At 59.1% G+C, this 15,520-nt stretch carries 14 protein-coding genes; 4 read left to right on the top strand and 10 right to left on the bottom strand.

Translation table 11 applies throughout. The features are described 5' to 3' along the window. Together ilvD and ACQY7U_RS02180 are read right to left on the bottom strand one after the other, a co-directional pair. The coding region (gene ilvD / locus ACQY7U_RS02175; RefSeq protein WP_428641508.1) for a dihydroxy-acid dehydratase at window positions 1-1,789 on the bottom strand (1,789 nt) is incomplete at its 3' end. A 168-nt stretch (window positions 1,790-1,957) separates the two neighbouring features. Then, a complete protein-coding gene (locus ACQY7U_RS02180; protein ID WP_428641510.1) occupies window positions 1,958-2,929 on the bottom strand; it encodes an AraC family transcriptional regulator in 972 nt (323 codons plus the stop codon). A 123-nt stretch (window positions 2,930-3,052) separates the two neighbouring features. Here ACQY7U_RS02180 and ACQY7U_RS02185 point away from each other — a divergent pair, with 123 nt between their 5' ends. Then, window positions 3,053-3,454, top strand: coding sequence for a DUF4345 domain-containing protein (locus ACQY7U_RS02185; RefSeq protein ID WP_428641511.1), 402 nt, complete (start codon window positions 3,053-3,055; stop codon window positions 3,452-3,454). Between the two features lie 92 nt (window positions 3,455-3,546). Here ACQY7U_RS02185 and ACQY7U_RS02190 read toward each other — a convergent pair whose 3' ends face one another. The 3 genes from ACQY7U_RS02190 to ACQY7U_RS02200 all read right to left on the bottom strand — a co-directional run bounded on the left by ACQY7U_RS02190 (window position 3,547) and on the right by ACQY7U_RS02200 (window position 6,680). Then, window positions 3,547-4,653, bottom strand: coding sequence for an alkene reductase (locus ACQY7U_RS02190; protein ID WP_428641513.1), 1,107 nt, complete (start codon window positions 4,651-4,653; stop codon window positions 3,547-3,549). Window positions 4,654-4,770: 117 nt separating this feature from the next. Beyond that, window positions 4,771-5,370: a TetR/AcrR family transcriptional regulator gene (locus ACQY7U_RS02195; protein WP_428641515.1), complete on the bottom strand. Its 600-nt coding sequence runs from the start codon at window positions 5,368-5,370 to the stop codon at window positions 4,771-4,773. A 107-nt stretch (window positions 5,371-5,477) separates the two neighbouring features. After that, complete coding sequence (locus tag ACQY7U_RS02200; RefSeq protein ID WP_428641516.1) at window positions 5,478-6,680, bottom strand: ABC transporter substrate-binding protein; 1,203 nt, start codon at window positions 6,678-6,680, stop codon at window positions 5,478-5,480. Between the two features lie 358 nt (window positions 6,681-7,038). On the opposite strand from ACQY7U_RS02200, the gene ACQY7U_RS02205 reads away from it, so the two are divergent. The 3 genes from ACQY7U_RS02205 to ACQY7U_RS02215 all read left to right on the top strand — a co-directional run bounded on the left by ACQY7U_RS02205 (window position 7,039) and on the right by ACQY7U_RS02215 (window position 10,026). Then, window positions 7,039-8,178 carry an SH3 domain-containing protein gene (locus ACQY7U_RS02205; protein ID WP_428641518.1) on the top strand — a complete coding sequence of 380 codons (1,140 nt, stop codon included), beginning with the start codon at window positions 7,039-7,041 and terminating at the stop codon, window positions 8,176-8,178. Between the two features lie 79 nt (window positions 8,179-8,257). After that, on the top strand, window positions 8,258-8,725 hold the full coding sequence (locus tag ACQY7U_RS02210) for a hypothetical protein (protein WP_428641520.1): 468 nt from the start codon (window positions 8,258-8,260) through the stop codon (window positions 8,723-8,725). Window positions 8,726-8,829: 104 nt separating this feature from the next. Further along, window positions 8,830-10,026: a lytic murein transglycosylase gene (locus tag ACQY7U_RS02215; RefSeq protein ID WP_428641522.1), complete on the top strand. Its 1,197-nt coding sequence runs from the start codon at window positions 8,830-8,832 to the stop codon at window positions 10,024-10,026. Window positions 10,027-10,314: 288 nt separating this feature from the next. Here ACQY7U_RS02215 and dctP read toward each other — a convergent pair whose 3' ends face one another. The 5 genes from dctP to ACQY7U_RS02240 form a co-directional block, all read right to left on the bottom strand. Next, complete coding sequence (gene dctP, locus ACQY7U_RS02220; protein WP_428641524.1) at window positions 10,315-11,283, bottom strand: TRAP transporter substrate-binding protein DctP; 969 nt, start codon at window positions 11,281-11,283, stop codon at window positions 10,315-10,317. 40 nt (window positions 11,284-11,323) lie between these two features. Continuing rightward, on the bottom strand, window positions 11,324-12,637 hold the full coding sequence (locus tag ACQY7U_RS02225; protein WP_428641526.1) for a TRAP transporter large permease: 1,314 nt from the start codon (window positions 12,635-12,637) through the stop codon (window positions 11,324-11,326). Then, a complete protein-coding gene (locus tag ACQY7U_RS02230; RefSeq protein ID WP_428641528.1) occupies window positions 12,634-13,101 on the bottom strand; it encodes a TRAP transporter small permease in 468 nt (155 codons plus the stop codon). Before ACQY7U_RS02230 ends, ACQY7U_RS02225 begins: the two co-directional genes overlap by 4 nt. An 834-nt stretch (window positions 13,102-13,935) precedes the next feature. Continuing rightward, a complete protein-coding gene (locus ACQY7U_RS02235; protein ID WP_428641530.1) occupies window positions 13,936-14,484 on the bottom strand; it encodes a cupin domain-containing protein in 549 nt (182 codons plus the stop codon). A gap of 32 nt (window positions 14,485-14,516) precedes the next feature. After that, window positions 14,517-15,221 carry a metal-dependent hydrolase gene (locus ACQY7U_RS02240; protein ID WP_428641532.1) on the bottom strand — a complete coding sequence of 235 codons (705 nt, stop codon included), beginning with the start codon at window positions 15,219-15,221 and terminating at the stop codon, window positions 14,517-14,519. Window positions 15,222-15,520 lie beyond the last annotated feature (299 nt).

Consider the following 15,520-nt stretch of genomic DNA (forward strand, 5'->3'; position numbering starts at 1 on the left):
CCCGCAGTGCCGTGGAAATCTTGCGCTTGCGTTTTTCGACAGGCTTCCATGCCTCTCCGCCCCTGGCCTCCATGGCCGCGCGGCGCGCGGCAAGCACATCGTCTGAGACATCCACCTTCAGGACGCGGTTCGGAATATCGATGACGATCGTGTCGCCCTCTTCCACCAGCCCGATCGCGCCGCCTTCGGCGGCTTCCGGCGAAATGTGACCGATGGACAGACCAGAGGATCCACCGGAGAAACGGCCGTCGGTGATCAGGGCGCAGGCTTTGCCCAGACCCTTGGACTTCAGGTAGCTGGTCGGGTAGAGCATCTCCTGCATACCCGGTCCGCCACGCGGACCTTCATAGCGGATCAGGACCACGTCACCCGGATTGACCTTGTTTGTCAGGATCGCGGAAACGGCGCTGTCCTGACTTTCGAAGATCCGGGCCGGACCTGTGAAGGTCAGGATGCTTTCGTCAACACCCGCGGTCTTCACCACACAGCCGTCCTTGGCGATGTTGCCGTAAAGCACGGCGAGACCGCCGTCCTTGCTGTAGGCGTGATCGGCATCGCGGATCACGCCGGACTGCCGGTCGAGGTCGAGATCATCCCAGCGGCGCTGCTGGCTGAAGGCCACCTGGGACGGCACACCACCTGGCGCAGCCTTGTAGAAGGTGTGCACGCTCTCTGAGTTGGTCTGACAAACATCCCAGCGGGCAAGCGCTTCTTTCATGGTCGCCGCGTGAACCGTCGGAAGGTCGGAATGCAACAGGCCCGCCCGGTCAAGCTCGCCCAGAATGCCCATGATGCCACCGGCGCGGTGAACGTCCTCCATGTGAATGTTGGCAACCGCCGGCGCGACCTTGCAGAGCACCGGGACCTTTTTGGACAGGCGGTCGATGTCATCCATCGTGAAGCCGATCTCGCCTTCGTGGGAGGCTGCCAGAAGATGGAGGATCGTGTTGGTGGAACCGCCCATGGAAATATCGAGGCTCATGGCATTTTCGAACGCCTTGAAGTTGGCAATATTTCGCGGCAGGACACTTTCGTCGTCCTGTTCGTAGTATCGCTTTGCCAGATCGACAATCAGGTGACCGGCTTCCACGAACAGGCGTTCGCGGTCCGCATGGGTTGCCAGCGTCGAGCCGTTGCCCGGCAGGGCAAGACCGAGGGCTTCCGTCAGGCAGTTCATGGAGTTGGCGGTGAACATGCCCGAGCAGGAGCCGCAGGTCGGGCAGGCATTCTGCTCCATGGTCAGAACGTCGGCGTCGGACATCTTGTCGTCGGCAGCCGCCACCATGGCATCGATCAGGTCGATGGATTTCGCCTCACCGTTTTCCAAAACGACCTTGCCCGCCTCCATCGGCCCGCCGGAGACGAACACGACCGGAATATTCAGCCGCATCGCAGCGTTCAACATGCCCGGAGTGATCTTGTCGCAGTTGGAAATACAGACCAGCGCGTCGGCGCAATGGCCGTTGACCATATATTCGACCGCATCGGAAATGACTTCACGCGAAGGCAGCGAATAGAGCATGCCGTCATGGCCCATGGCGATGCCGTCGTCGACGGCAATCGTGTTGAACTCCTTGGCAACACCACCCGCTTTTTCAACTTCACGCGCGACCAGCTGGCCCAGGTCCTTCAGGTGAACGTGACCGGGCACGAACTGCGTGAAGGAGTTGGCAATCGCGATGATCGGCTTGCCGAAATCACCGTCCTTCATACCCGTGGCACGCCAAAGGCCGCGCGCGCCGGCCATGTTGCGGCCATGGGTAGACGTTCTGGAACGATACGGGGGCATTCAAGTCTCTCCCAAATGTGAAAGCTGTTGGCCGGCGCCCTGCCCACCCGGTTTCCCGGCTGAAGCAGGCGCTTTGCCGCACCAAAATTGTGTTCTGATATCGGGTTTGACAGGTTTTTGACAAGAACGAAAGGCCGGATCAAGCCCAAAGTGTACGCTCCGGTACGGTCAGGCCCGGCGAAGCGAGCCAGGCGTCCGTCCGGTTGTCTTTTTGAAGACCCTGGAGAAAGCCGCCTCGGACTCGTAGCCTGCCTGCGCGGCGATTTCGGCGATCGACCGCCGGCCTTGCCGAAGTTCGGCACCTGCCAGTTGCATACGCCAGCGAGTGGCATATTGCATCACCTGCTCTCCCGTCAGGGCCTTGAACCGGGCAGCAAAAGCTGATCGGGACATGCCCGCAGCGTTGGCAAGGCCGCCAACCGACCAGCCGACTTGTGGTGACTGATGAAAAGCCTGCAAAGCTCGTCCGACCTTCGGATCGCGCAAGGCCGCCAACCAGCCTGTTTCCTGATCACTGGCGGTTTCGAGCCAGGCCCGGATAGCCTGCACCACCAGAATGTCGGTCAGCCGGGTAAGTATGGTTTCGCCACCAGGCTTCGGGTCACGCGCCTCTTCTGCGAGAAATTTCAGCGTGCTTTGAACCCAGGCCCCGGCTGCCGGGTCAAAACTGTCCAGGAAAATCGCATTCGGCAGAAGACTGACCAACCGGTCCGCCGCCGCATGATCCACATTCAGGACACCACAGGTCATCCGGGTTAAGGCACCGCCACCGCCATGGACCATGGTTTCGAACCGGGCGTTATGCCGTGTCGCAGGGATATCAAATAGCGGCGTCAGAGTGTTGCCGGGCGCATCGCTCAGATCAACCGCGTGTCCTCGAGGCAGAAGAACCAGTTGTCCGGCCGACAGGGTCAGCTCATCTCCATTCTCGAATTCGACGCGGCAATTGCCCTCCGTCATGGCTATTAGCACGAGTTGCCCGTTCAGATCCGGGACACGAATACCCCAGGGAGCCGACAGCTCCGGGACGCAATAGAACGTTCCTGTGAGTTGCAGCAGATGCAGGACTTCCCCGAGGGGGTCTCCGTCCGTGTGCGTGCCAGGCCCCGCAGGAGGCGCAATCTCGGACGCTTTCGACATGTGCAACGCAGCCTTTTTTGGAATTCTGGACGATCTGCAAAGACGTCAGCGTTTTCTAACATAGATTCTCCGACCGTGCCCGCTCATCTTGGTGCCAGTCCACCACCGCCCAGGAGTTGTCATATGAGCAACGTTTCCCAAAAAGCCGCCCTGACGCTTTCGGCCGTCACATTAATCGCAGTCGGAAGCCTGATCGTTTTCGCTCCCGCATTCCTCTTCGGTCTGAACCAGGTCGTCCTCGATCCGTCCGCCGCAATGATGAGCGAGATCCGTTCACCCGGCGTCCTGCTTCTGTTCGGCGGCGCGATTGCTCTGGCCGGATTGATCCTCCCCTCTTTCGAGCGCCCGGCTCTTGTTACCTCAACGGGCCTCCTGCTTTCTTATGGTTTCGGACGGCTGATCAGCCTTCCGCTTGACGGTCTGCCACCGGCATCCCTCCAGATCGCCGCATTCGTGGAACTGGGACTGGGGAGCTGGTGTGCAATTCACATAGCTGGTCACGGCCAGGGACAGGCCAAGACATAAGCTCCATAAAGACGGCCGGTGCAGTTCAAAGCCTGCACCGGCCGCTTTTCAGGCCACGCCGAAGGGGTGGATGTCACGCGGCCTGAAGCCGTTTATTCGGCCGCAACCGCGCTTTCCGCCAATGTCGGATAGTCCGTGTAGCCTTTGAGGCCACCGCCATAGAGCGTGTCCGGGTCGAGTGCATTCAGCTGAGCGTCCTGTTCCAGCCGCAGGACCAGATCCGGGTTGGAGATGAACGGGCGGCCAAAGGCGACAAAATCGATCCGGCCGCTTTCCACGGCTTCGATGGCGCTTTCCCGGTCAAAGCCGTTGTTGCCCATCCTCGCTCCATCGAAGAGCGCATAGAGTGCCGCCAAGTCTCCCCCCTCCGGAATGTCACGCGGACCGCCGGTCTGACCTTCCACAAGATGGAGATAAGCAAGCTTGTAGCCGTTCAGGAGCCTGATGACGTGGCTGAACGTCTCCTGCGGGTTGCTGTCGGCAATGTCGTTGGCATTGGAGAACGGGCTGAGGCGGATACCGACCCGTTCGCCTCCCCAGACACCGACAACCGCGTCCATGACCTCTTTCAGAAAACGGGCTCTGTTTTCAATGGAACCGCCATAGGCATCTTCCCGCTTGTTGGAGCCGTCGCGCAGGAACTGGTCGATCAGATAGCCATTGGCCGCATGCACCTCGATGCCGTCGAAGCCGGCTTTCTTCGCGTTCTCGGCAGCCTTCCGGTAGTCCTCGACAATCCCCGGAATTTCGGCGATCTCCAGCGCCCGCGGCGTAGGCGTCTCGACGAATTGCGAGCCGTCGAAGGTCTTGGATTGCGCCGCGATGGCAGACGGGGCGACCGGATCCGCGCCGCCCGGCTGAAGAACGGGATGCGAAATCCGTCCGACATGCCAGAGCTGGATGACGATCTTGCCGCCTTCCGCATGAACCGCGTCCGTGACCTTTTTCCAGCCTTCAATCTGAGCCTTTGAATAGATCCCCGGCGTCCAGGCATAGCCCTTGCCCTGAGGCGAAATCTGGGAGGCTTCGGTGATGATCAGGCCGGCGCCGGCACGCTGCCGATAGTACTCCACGTGAATGTCGAACGGGGCGTCGTCTTCCGCCCGGGCGCGGTTGCGCGTCAGGGGGGCCATCACGACCCGGTTCCTCAATTCGATTGCACCGGCTTTTGCCGGAGTAAAAAGCTTTCCTTGTGACATTGTCGACTTGTCCTTTACTGCCTGTCGATTCACTGGACTATTTCGGACTGTTCAGTCCATATTTAGACGCACTACTCACTGGGACGGAGTTGAATCACCCCGTCCTGAGGAAGTCCGTTAGGTTGAGAGTACCGTTCGGGCCTGTTTCAGGGTGTCGGCAATCCTGTCGGCCGGAATTCCGGCCTTGCGGAGCGCCAGGGTTCCGATGGCAAGCGAGGAATAGGCCCGTGCCTTGTCTCTGACTGCTTCGGGGTTTTCAGGATTCAGAGCCTTAGCGAAAATCTCCTCAATGCTCTCCAGATGACGGCGTCCGAGTTCGGCCACCTTCTCGTCATGGGGAGCAAGTTCGGTAATGCAATTGACCAGAAGGCAACCTTTGGTCCCGCCCTTGGGATCCGAAATGGCCTCCATCATGGCACCGATGGCGTCACCGCCGGCGGTTTGAGCGACTTGTCTCAAGGTGCGGATACCATTGTTGGAATAGTGCTGCACGGCCCTCAGGAACAGCGATTGCTTGTCGCCGAAAGCGCCGTAAAAACTCGACCGGCTCAAGCCCATGGCTTTCGTCAGGTCATCCAGAGACGTTGCCTCAAAGCCCTTTTGCCAGAAGACATTCATTGCGGCTTCGAGCGCAGCAGCTTCATCGAAGTTGCGTGGCCGGCCCGGTCCGTGAGTGCCTTTATCTGCAGGCGGATTGTGTGACAGCGTCGTTGACATGTCCCATGATATGGACTGCCCAGTCCGGAATACAAGACGGCAGCGCGCAAAATTTTGGACTGACCGTTTCAAAACCCCGCAATTGGAAGGTCCGCGCGGCTTCCAGCCTACATCCGGCAGGAACCGGAATAGGCGTCGCCGACGTCGTCGAACACGCGGGCAGTTGCTTCCATCTCGTAAATCCGGCTGGTGCGCCGGACCCCTTCCACCACGTAGAAGTCCTGAATCGGGAATTGATTGGAGTTGAAGCGGAAGTCGCCGCGCACGCTTTCGAACGGCGCAGCGCTGATGGCGGAGATAAGCGCCTCCTGGTCCTTCACGCCGCCCGTCAGTTCCAGGGCGAAGTGGATGAGTTTGGCGGCATCATAACCCTCGGCGGCATAGACGGAGGGCTGGTATTTGTATTCCCGGCCGAACTCGCGCACGAAACGCTTGTTTGCCGGATTGTCTAGGTTCGGCGCCCATTGGGACGCGGACATCAGCCCTTCCGCCGTTTCGGCCATGTAAGGCAACGTCACCGCATTGATGGTCCGCGCGGACAGGAACGGCACGATGCCCTTCAGGCCGGAAGTGTGAAACTGCCTGACCAGTTCCACGCCCATTCCGCCCGGCATGAAGGCGTAGATCGCGTCCGGTTCGATGGCCTCTATTTCCCTGAACTCTTCGGAAAAGTCCGTCTGGCCGAGCTTCGGGAAAAGTTCTCGGGCAATCTGCCCCTTGAAGTGCCGGCGAAAGGCCGCCACGGAATCGCGTGCAGCTTCATAATCCGGCGCAATGGTCACAACCTTCTGGTAACCCTTCAGGCTCGCATAGCGTCCCATGGTCTCGTGAACCTGGTCGTCCTGAGAGGCGGTGGAAAAGAAATAGCGGCTGCAATTGCGTCCGGCGATCGGCGCGGGAGCGGAATGCGTACCGATGAACAACGTCTTTGAGCGCACGACAGGATCGTGCACGGCCAGCATGATCTTGGAGAAGTTCACACCGACCAGTACATCGATGCCGTTTTCCTCGACCAGTTTGGTGACCTGTTCGACGGCGTAATCGGGATCCAGCTTGTCGTCGACCACGATCACATTGGTCGGCAGGCCGCCTAGCGCTCCGTTCGATTGCTTGACCGCCAGCATAAAACCGTCGCGGATCTGCTCGCCGTAAACCGCGGCCGGTCCGGAAAGCGTGGCCATCAGCCCCACCTTGAGTTCCGGAACCTCCTGAGCAAGGCCCGCCTGGCAAGCCAGCCCCAGGCCTGTCACCAGTCCGGCTGTCAGCTTCGCCGCCCTTGCAATTTTCAGCCTGATCCAGCGTGTCGTCATGTCTTGCCGTTGTCCCGATTGCCGTATTTGCCGCGGGCATGCCTGCTCGGAACACCCTTGTTCAGAGCAGTATGGCAGGGACTGGTTAGGCTTTTGCAAACGGCCTTGTCCGGCCGATAGCCGTCGCTGAACCGCCCGGGCAGAAAATTTCCTCAGAGAAGTCACAATCCGGCCCGTGTGACGACGCATTGCCGGAGATTAATACCCGCCACTCAGACCGCGACCGATCTGAACGAGAATTTTTCCGCAAAGTCAGGAGGGCCATATGTACGCCGTATCCGCGCCAGCCAAATCTTGCGACAGCCAATCTGATATCGGACCGGACAATGCAAACCTGCCCCATTCGCAAAAAGACTTGATGTCCGCCGGAGACCTCTGTTCCGGCGCGGAGCCTTCAAATGAAATCCGGGCTATTGAGGGAAGCGAACTGGCAGCAAAGATCCTGCAGCTGCACGCGGCTTCTCAGGAGATCGAAACGGCCTATCACAAGGCCCGTTCCGGAAATCGCAGGCCCAGGCTGGTTGAACAGCCAGAGGATGCGGAGCTGGACATGCCGGGCGTCTTCAACCGTCCATTACGCCGCAACCACTTCGAACGGCAAAAAGAAACAGTTCCCCGCAGGTTCAGGGAAGCCGCGATTGCAACAATCCGTGGCGGACCGAGTTTCAGGACACTTGTGTTGGGAACGGCAATGCTTGTCTTGTGTGGCGGCGTAGCTGTCGCTGTCAGCCTTTCCGGCTTGCTGACCGGGACGGATGACGGCAGCCGTCCGGTCGAAACTCGGTTGATCAAGACCGAACCAACTATCGAAAACCTTATTGACGCAAGTTCCACGGAACTGGCTGGAGCAAAAAAAGAGCCGCTTCAACCGGCCGTTGCCCAGCTGGGGGGAGTGAGCGCCCAGAAAATCGCCAATGCAAAGGACCGCATCCGCAAGGCGTTTGCGCTCCGGGGCATAAGCACGTCCCATGAAAGCGGCCAGTTTCAGTCACATCTGAGCCAGGACAACACCACCGAGGACAAGATCCAGGCGCGCCTTGAAGCGCCGCTTTCCGGCTCACGGGCTGCCGCCTTGAAGCGCCGGGCCGCCGACACGCCGCCCGCACTTGCCTATGCCGGATCCACAGACAAAAGGATTGACCTTCGCCTTTCCGGTTCGGTGCGCGGAGATACGGCAGCCAAGACAGGGGCATCCAAGACAGGGAATGAGACGCCGGCAATCGTGACGGACATGGTAAACGCTCCCGGAAAAAGCCAGCCGGTGGCACCCGCCGCATTGCCGTCGGAGACCTCGAACTACCCCTATACCGGCAAGGTGTTGGCCTCGGTCAATTTCCGGCAAGATGCGGACAAGGACGCCTCGGTCCTGGGTATTATTCAAGCGGGCACCGAAGTCCGGTTCGACCAATGCGGCACCTGGTGGTGCGGCGTCATTCATGATGGGCAGACCGGATTTATCGGCCAGAAGTTCCTGGAGCGGGCGGACGCACCGGATTGAAATGGAACTTTCCGGGTAGAGCCTTGTTAAGGCGGATGAATTACATTGATAACGTGTCATTGCCCACAGGAGACGGATCATGTTTCAAGTTCATCGAAGCTGGATTGCCGTTATCCTATTGGCATCCGCGCCAGCTTCCGGTCCAACTCTTGCGGACGGATCGGATTGCGTGCTCTATGCGACCGACTACGCCAACGCACACATGGGCAGTGGTGATGTGGTGGGAGATGCCGTTTCCGGAGGGATGGCCGGCGCCGTGGCCGGTGGCGCGTGGCAGGGGCCGTCCGGCGCGTACCGGGGCGCCAGGGCCGGTGCCGCTCTGGGTGTTCTGAACAACCTCGGTTCCATGCCCGGCGGATGGCAGTCCCTCTATGACATGGCCTATCAGATGTGCGTGCAGCAAACCTCCGGAATCAATGCGGAGCCACTCCCGAATCTTCCGGGCCCGGCGCCCGACTGCCGTTCCACCGCGAGCGTGAACTCCCCCATGCGCAAAGCGCCAGACGGCAGCATCGTGGCGGGTTCCGGCCTCGGAAGCTGCCGCTAGGACGTCGCGACAAGTGAACGGTTGACCTTCCAGGCGAAGCACTGTCAACTTTGGCCGGATTCCGGAAGGCTCTTCCCTCCCGCCCATAGACGACAGGATTTTTCATGACCCGCCGTGTTTCCCATGCCACCCGAATTGCCGCGACTGTCCTGACAGGCCTTTGCCTGACCACCTCCGCTTCCCTTGCACAGCAATGTGGCGGGGACTTCCGGCAATTTCTGGCCGGGGTCAAGCAGGAGGCGGTCGCAAAGGGACTTTCCGCCCGCGCAGCCGACCAGACGCTTGCCGGTGCCCAGATCGACAAAAAGGTTCTCGCACGCGACCGTGCCCAAGGCGTCTTCAAGATGGCCTTTCTGGATTTCTCCAAACGGGTCATTTCCGGTTACCGGATGAAGAACGGCGCCGCGAACATGAAAAAATACGCCGGCATCTTTCAACGGACGGAAAAGGAGTATGGCGTCCCTGCCCCGGTGATCACCGCCTTCTGGGCCCTTGAGACAGACTTCGGCGCGGTTCAGGGCGATTTCAACACGGTCAATGCGCTGGCAACGCTTGCTCATGACTGCAGGCGGCCGGAATTGTTCCGTCCGCAACTTCTCGCCGCCATCGAAATGGTCCAGCACGGCGACCTCGACCCGCGCAATACCACCGGGGCCTGGGCGGGTGAAATCGGCATGGTACAGATGTTGCCGGAAGACATCATCAAGTTCGGACGCGACGGTGACGGCGACGGCCATGTGAAGCTGAAGGAAAGCGCACCGGACGCGATCCTCACCGCAGGCGCCTTCATCCAGCATCTTGGCTGGCGGCGGGGCGAGCCCTGGCTGCAGGAAGTGGACGTCCCGCGAAATCTCGACTGGTCCCAGAGCGGCCTCGACACGACAAAGACCGGGGCTGAATGGGCCGCTCTCGGAGTGCAGTCGCGCTGGGGCAAAATTTCCAGCAACCTGCCGGCTTCGCTGCTGTTGCCGCAAGGGCGCCACGGTCCGGCGTTCCTGGCCTATCCCAACTACGGCATCTACCTGAAGTGGAACCAGTCCTTCATCTATACGACCACGGCTGCCTATTTCGCCACTCGCCTTGCCGGTGCGCCGCGTTATGAAGCCGGCAATCCGGAACCGGGATTGAGCGATGCCCAGATGAAGCAGCTTCAAAAGAAACTCGCAGGCATGGGTTACGACGTCGGCAAGATCGACGGCATCCTCGGTGCCGGCACGCGTGCAGCCGTGCAGGATGTGCAAAAGAAGGTCGGCCTTCCGGCCGACGCCTGGCCGACCCCCGATCTTCTTGGGCGGCTCTAATCACGCATCAAAAAAAGCGAACCCAAAGGTCCGCTTTCCGCTTTGACTGAAACGACATTGTCCGGATCAAAAAGCCGAACGCATGCCGATGGATGGTCAATCGGCTTTCGGAGGGCCCAACATTCAGGCCCTCCGGACATCGATCCCGCGTTGAAAGTCCGACCAGCCTCTTACCGAACCGGTCTGAGCACACCATCATCGCAAAACCTGAAGGGATCTGCCAGCGCGTCATGATTTATGACCTCCATTGGCATGAGCCCTTCAGTGACCGCTTCCCCAATCGGGGACCTACTTGGCCAACAGCTCGCGAAGCTTGGGGCCATGTTCCGGGCTGGCGGCGATGATCGGCTTCCAGCCTTCTTCGGCCGCCAGCGTGTTGAAAGCCTCAGCGTCGTCACCCGTCAGAGTAATGGTCTTGATCCCGGCACCGGCCTGACGCTCAAACTCATCTTCTGCCAATTTTTCGTAGCGACCAGCTTCCGCCTCAATGGAGAGCATCTGCTCGTTGAGAAAATTCCTTTGTTCTTCGGTCAGCTTTGCCCAGGAACTCTGAGAGAAGTAGACGCCGGTCTCGACCTGAAAGAACCCCGGGTCGATCCGCGCACCGGTTTTTTCCTGCCATCCAAGATCGAATACCCCGAGCGCTGGCCAGGCATAACCGTCGACCGCGCCCCGTTCCAGGGCCGTGAAGACTTCACCCGCCGGCATTTGCACCGGCGTGATACCGAGTGCCGAAAAAAAGGCCTGATAGACGGGCGCCGAACGTACCTTGAGGCTGCTGAAGTCGACCGGTTCTGAAGCCTTTGACAGATAGATGTAGTAGTTGACGTTTTCGGTCAGGCGTCCAAGCCAGTGGATGCCCGCCTTCTCCCGATGCAATTTGTCGAGCAGCTCATAGCCGCCGTTTTCGCGCAACTCGGCCATCGAACGGTTGGTCAGCGTCATCGCCAAACCTTCGGGCACCAGATTGGCGTGATAAACGGCCGTGGTGTTGGCCATATCCACAATGCCGGAGCGCAAGGCATTGCCAAGTTCGAACGGCGGCATGGCATCCGGCCCACCGAGCACTTCGATCTGCACGATACCCTTGCCCTTTTCGTTGACCCGATCAACGAAGCGTTCGAACGGTTCATAGAACACCGTACCCAATTGAAAGGCGGACACGGCGCGTAGCTTGACCTCATCCGCGAGTGCCGGCGACGCCAGACAGCCTGCGGCGATTGCCGCCGAGATTAGTTTCTTGAAGCTGAAAGCCACGATTGATCTCCTGTTGCCGATTGTGGGTTTCTTGAAAAGTTCAGCGAATGAGCGTTGGCAGATACATGGTCACCTCGGGCACCAGAAGCATCAGCGCCAGTATGACAAGCTCGATGATGATGAAGGGCAATGCGGCCTTGTAGATCTGCACAAGCGGTGTGGCGCGGCTGGCCCCCTGCATGACCATGAGCAAGATGCCGAAAGGCGGTGTCAGCAGCCCCAGTTCGATGGCGACCAGCATCATCAGCCCGAGCCAAACCGGTTCAATGCCGGCCGTTTGCGCGATCGGCATGAAGAACGGCAGGGTAATCATCATGATAGACACCTGATCGATCAGACATCCGAGCACCAGAATGATACCGAGCATCGCCAGGATCAGAACCATCGGGGACATTTCGACATCGCGAATGAGCGTCAGAAAGCCCATGGTCGCGCCGGAAAACGACAGGATCTGCGAAAAAGTGGTCGATGCCACGATGATGAACAGAATGGAGATCGACACCTTCGCCGTTTCCATCAGCGACTTCACCAGGTTGCCAAAGGTCAGCTGCCTGTAGGCGATTGTGGCGATAAAGGCCGCGGCGGAACCGAGCGCGGCCGCTTCCGTCGGGGTGGCGAAACCAGCCAGCAAGCCGCCGATCACCGCCACGAAAATGCCCGATAGCGGCACCACGTCGCGCAAGAACGGGACAATCCGCTGTTTCAGCGTGAGTGTCTCGACATGCTCGTTGCGCGGTGCACTTCCGGGCGAGACGACAGCCGTGGCAATGACGAACAACAAAAACGCCGCCGCCATGAGAATGCCCGGCAAAATACCGCCGATCAAAAGCTGGGAGATGGAAATACCGGACAGGGAACCGAGCATGACGGCCAGCGCAGACGGCGGTATCAGCACCGCGATCCCGCCAACAGCCATCGCCGGTCCGAAAGTAAGCGTCGGCGAATAGCCCCTGCGCAGCATCTCCTGGGACAGCGTACCGCCGAGCATGGCCGTGTTGGCGATCGACGAACCTGAAAGGGCAGCGAAAGTTGTGCCCCCGACCACCGTGACGCAGGCCAGCCTTGCTGGTAGCCGCACGAGCAGTTTCTCCACTGCGTCAATGGCCCGATAGGCCAATCCGGTGTGAAACAGCAACTCGCCCATCAGCACGAACAACGGAATGGGAGCAAGAGCGAATGAATTGACCGATCCTGACGCGTTGCGAACCAGCTGCACCAGACCGGGTTCTCCCCCCAGGAATATCCACGCGCCAACGAGATTCGCCCCCAGAAAGGCAAATGCTACCGGGAGACCGAGTGCGAAATGAAAGGCCAGCAGCCCGACCATCAGACAAAGCGTCTGCCACCAGATCATGCCCCGGACCTCGCCACGATGCGCAGGAAAAACTCCAGGCTGCACAGTCCGAAGCACCAGATGACCGGAACCATCATCCACCATTCCGGAAAGACCAGGTTCTTAAAAACCATCGACCCTATGCTGTAGCTGTCTCGCGCAGCGGTGATTGCCAGCCAAGTCACAAGCCCCGAGATAACCAGCCCCAGCAAATACGAGAGGCGCGTGGCATGAAAGGCGACGGCCTGCGGCAGCAAACGCAGCACGACATCGACATTGACATGGGCTGATTGCCGCAACACCCAGGGCGCCCCGCCGAAGGTGGAGATGGTCAGCAGATACTCGGTGATCTCGTTCAGCCAGGGCCATTTCGCAAGCCCCAGATTACGGACGAAGATGTCAAGCACAACCACCAGCGCAAGGAGCCCGAAGCCCAGCGCGGCGATCCCTCCGGACAGAGTAAAAACCGGACTGACCCGATTCACTATTCCTCGCCCCATTTCCAAAAGCCTCCCCAATGCAGTTTTTAATATGCATTTACAAATATTATGTAGTCAAGAATCATTTGCATTTGCAACAATTTTTGAGATAACCCAACAATCCAAATGAAAACTCTGAATTGAGTTTCTCATTAAATTACAATCTTTTATTGCTTGTGAACAATACTTGGCCTTTGCCTTTGATAGGGGACTTCACTCCCTTCGACCCTTTCTGCTTTGCATAAATATTTGCATTTGCATCTAAATCTAAGAAACTGTCCGAAACTTCGCATTTGTCCGCAATGTCTCGGGCATAAAGCCTGTCCGCCCCACATATTCGTAGATGCCGGGACATTCGCACCGGTACCGGATCTCATGATCGCAGCTGCTGCCCGTGCAGCGCTTCGGTATCAAAGTCACAAAAGGTCTGATGGACGATCAAGTTTGCTCGACATGCCATTTGGCGAGATCGGACAGAGCGCTTCCTTGCCTGTCTGACGCGACCCGGTTCCGCAGTGCCGATGGTTTCACAGGTAAAGCCATTTCAAGTCCGTTACGAAACAGCGGAGCGAGGGCTTCAAACCTTAGGGTGGGAAAAAATGATCATACGGACCTGTTCACCAGAGCAGGTGCCGTCGTCGCATTCGAAAGGTCTCATCGGAGCGCCTTGTGCTGGAAAGTCTTGCCGCAATACCGGGACAGCTCCGCCATAGGCCTCTGTACTCAGAGGCCCGCTGCGGAGTTCTCCGGTTGCTCACCCCTCACCCTGCTGCTCCAACTGCGATGAGCAAGCATCACCGAAGGCGTATTCCACCAACTGTCTTTTGGGGTACTCGCTCGTTACTCCACCTTGGCCTTGTCGGCACCCGGCGCCTCTTCCGGGACGGTGGCCTTGCCGCCATCCCCCAGCAGGAACACCGTCAAGATCTGCGCCTGCCCTTCGCCGGTGTTCTTGCCCCGATGCGTGACATCCATGGCCTCAAGTATGGCCTCACCCTGCCGGTAGACCTTCTTGCCGACCTCCTCATAGGTGACCGTGATCTCGCCCTCCAGGACATAGGCAAAGAGCGGCGCCTGATGCTGGTGCCAGCCGGTTACTTCCCCCGGCTCCATGGTAATCACCAGTGCTTTCACGGAAGGATTGTCCTGCGGGAACGCAACCTTCTCACCCGCCACGGTCATGTCACCGGAAAAGACTTCGCGCACTTTCTGATAAGGCGTTGAGGCCGCCGCCTCTTCGTCGAGCGCCGCCTTGGAGCCGGGCTTGGCATTTGGTTTCGACGGTACCGGCTTGTCTTCCGGCGTGACTGACTTGTCGGCGGCTGCAACCGGCGCCACAGCCAGTATCGTGGCCAGACACAAACCTAGAAACAATCGGATCGGGGTCATCAGGTTCAATTCCACTTTCTCACCGTGCAATACTAGAGATCCAGGCTCGTGCCCGGTACGATCTGCTGCACTTTATCGCCATCGCTTCCCATGGCGGCGACAAAAGTTTCGGATGTCTGGTCGATGATCGGAAAAGTGCCGAAGTGACACGGCACGATCGTGTCGAATTCGAAGAAACGACGGCACGCCATCGCCGCCACCTTGCCCCCCATGGTGAACCGGTCACCGATGGGCACCAGTCCTATGCCGGGTCGGTAGATTTCATTGATCAGTGCCATGTCGGAAAAGATGTCCGTGTCGCCCATGTGGTAGAGAACCTTTTCGCCCGGAGCCTCGATGATCACGCCATGCGGATTTCCCAGGTAGATGGCTTCGCCGTCGGTCTGCTTGGACGAGGAATGGTCCGCCCGTGTCAGCGCCACCCGGAAAGGACCGGCATCGACATTGCCGCCGGAGTTCATCGGACTGATGTTCTTGATACCCTGCCGGGTTGCCCACATGCAGATCTCGAAATTGGCGGTTAGCTGGGCGCCGGTTTTTTTCGCAATTTCAACCGTGTCGCCGATGTGATCGTCATGACCGTGAGTCAGAATCACATGAGTTACGCCGTCAGCAACCTGGTCGGTTGTCAGATTGGACGGAAAAGACGGGTTACCGGTCAGGAACGGATCAATCAGGATCGAGGCGTCCTTGATATCGATCCTGAAGGCGGAATGGCCGTACCAGGTGAGTTTCATCAATATCTCCCAACCGTTACTATCAATATGGCAGAAGCCTACCAGTCCCTGCGGTCCTGCAACAAGTGTTATGGTGCCGGTCTCCGTCCTCGCCCCACCGCATGGGCTCTGCCAAGACGGATGAGGACTGACTGGCAAACAAGGTTCCTCGGGCATGGGAGAAGTTTCAGATGAGCAGGAGCAACGACGACGCCCCCATTATTCGCCCCGCACGCCCCGAGGACGCAGCCATTCTGGCGCAGCTGGTCAACGACGCCGGAGAGGGACTTCCCCTGCATCTCTGGGAAAAAATCGCGACC

Origin of the sequence: Roseibium sp. (assembly GCF_050301095.1) — a bacterium.
In the GTDB taxonomy this organism is placed as follows: Bacteria; Pseudomonadota; Alphaproteobacteria; order Rhizobiales; family Stappiaceae; genus Roseibium.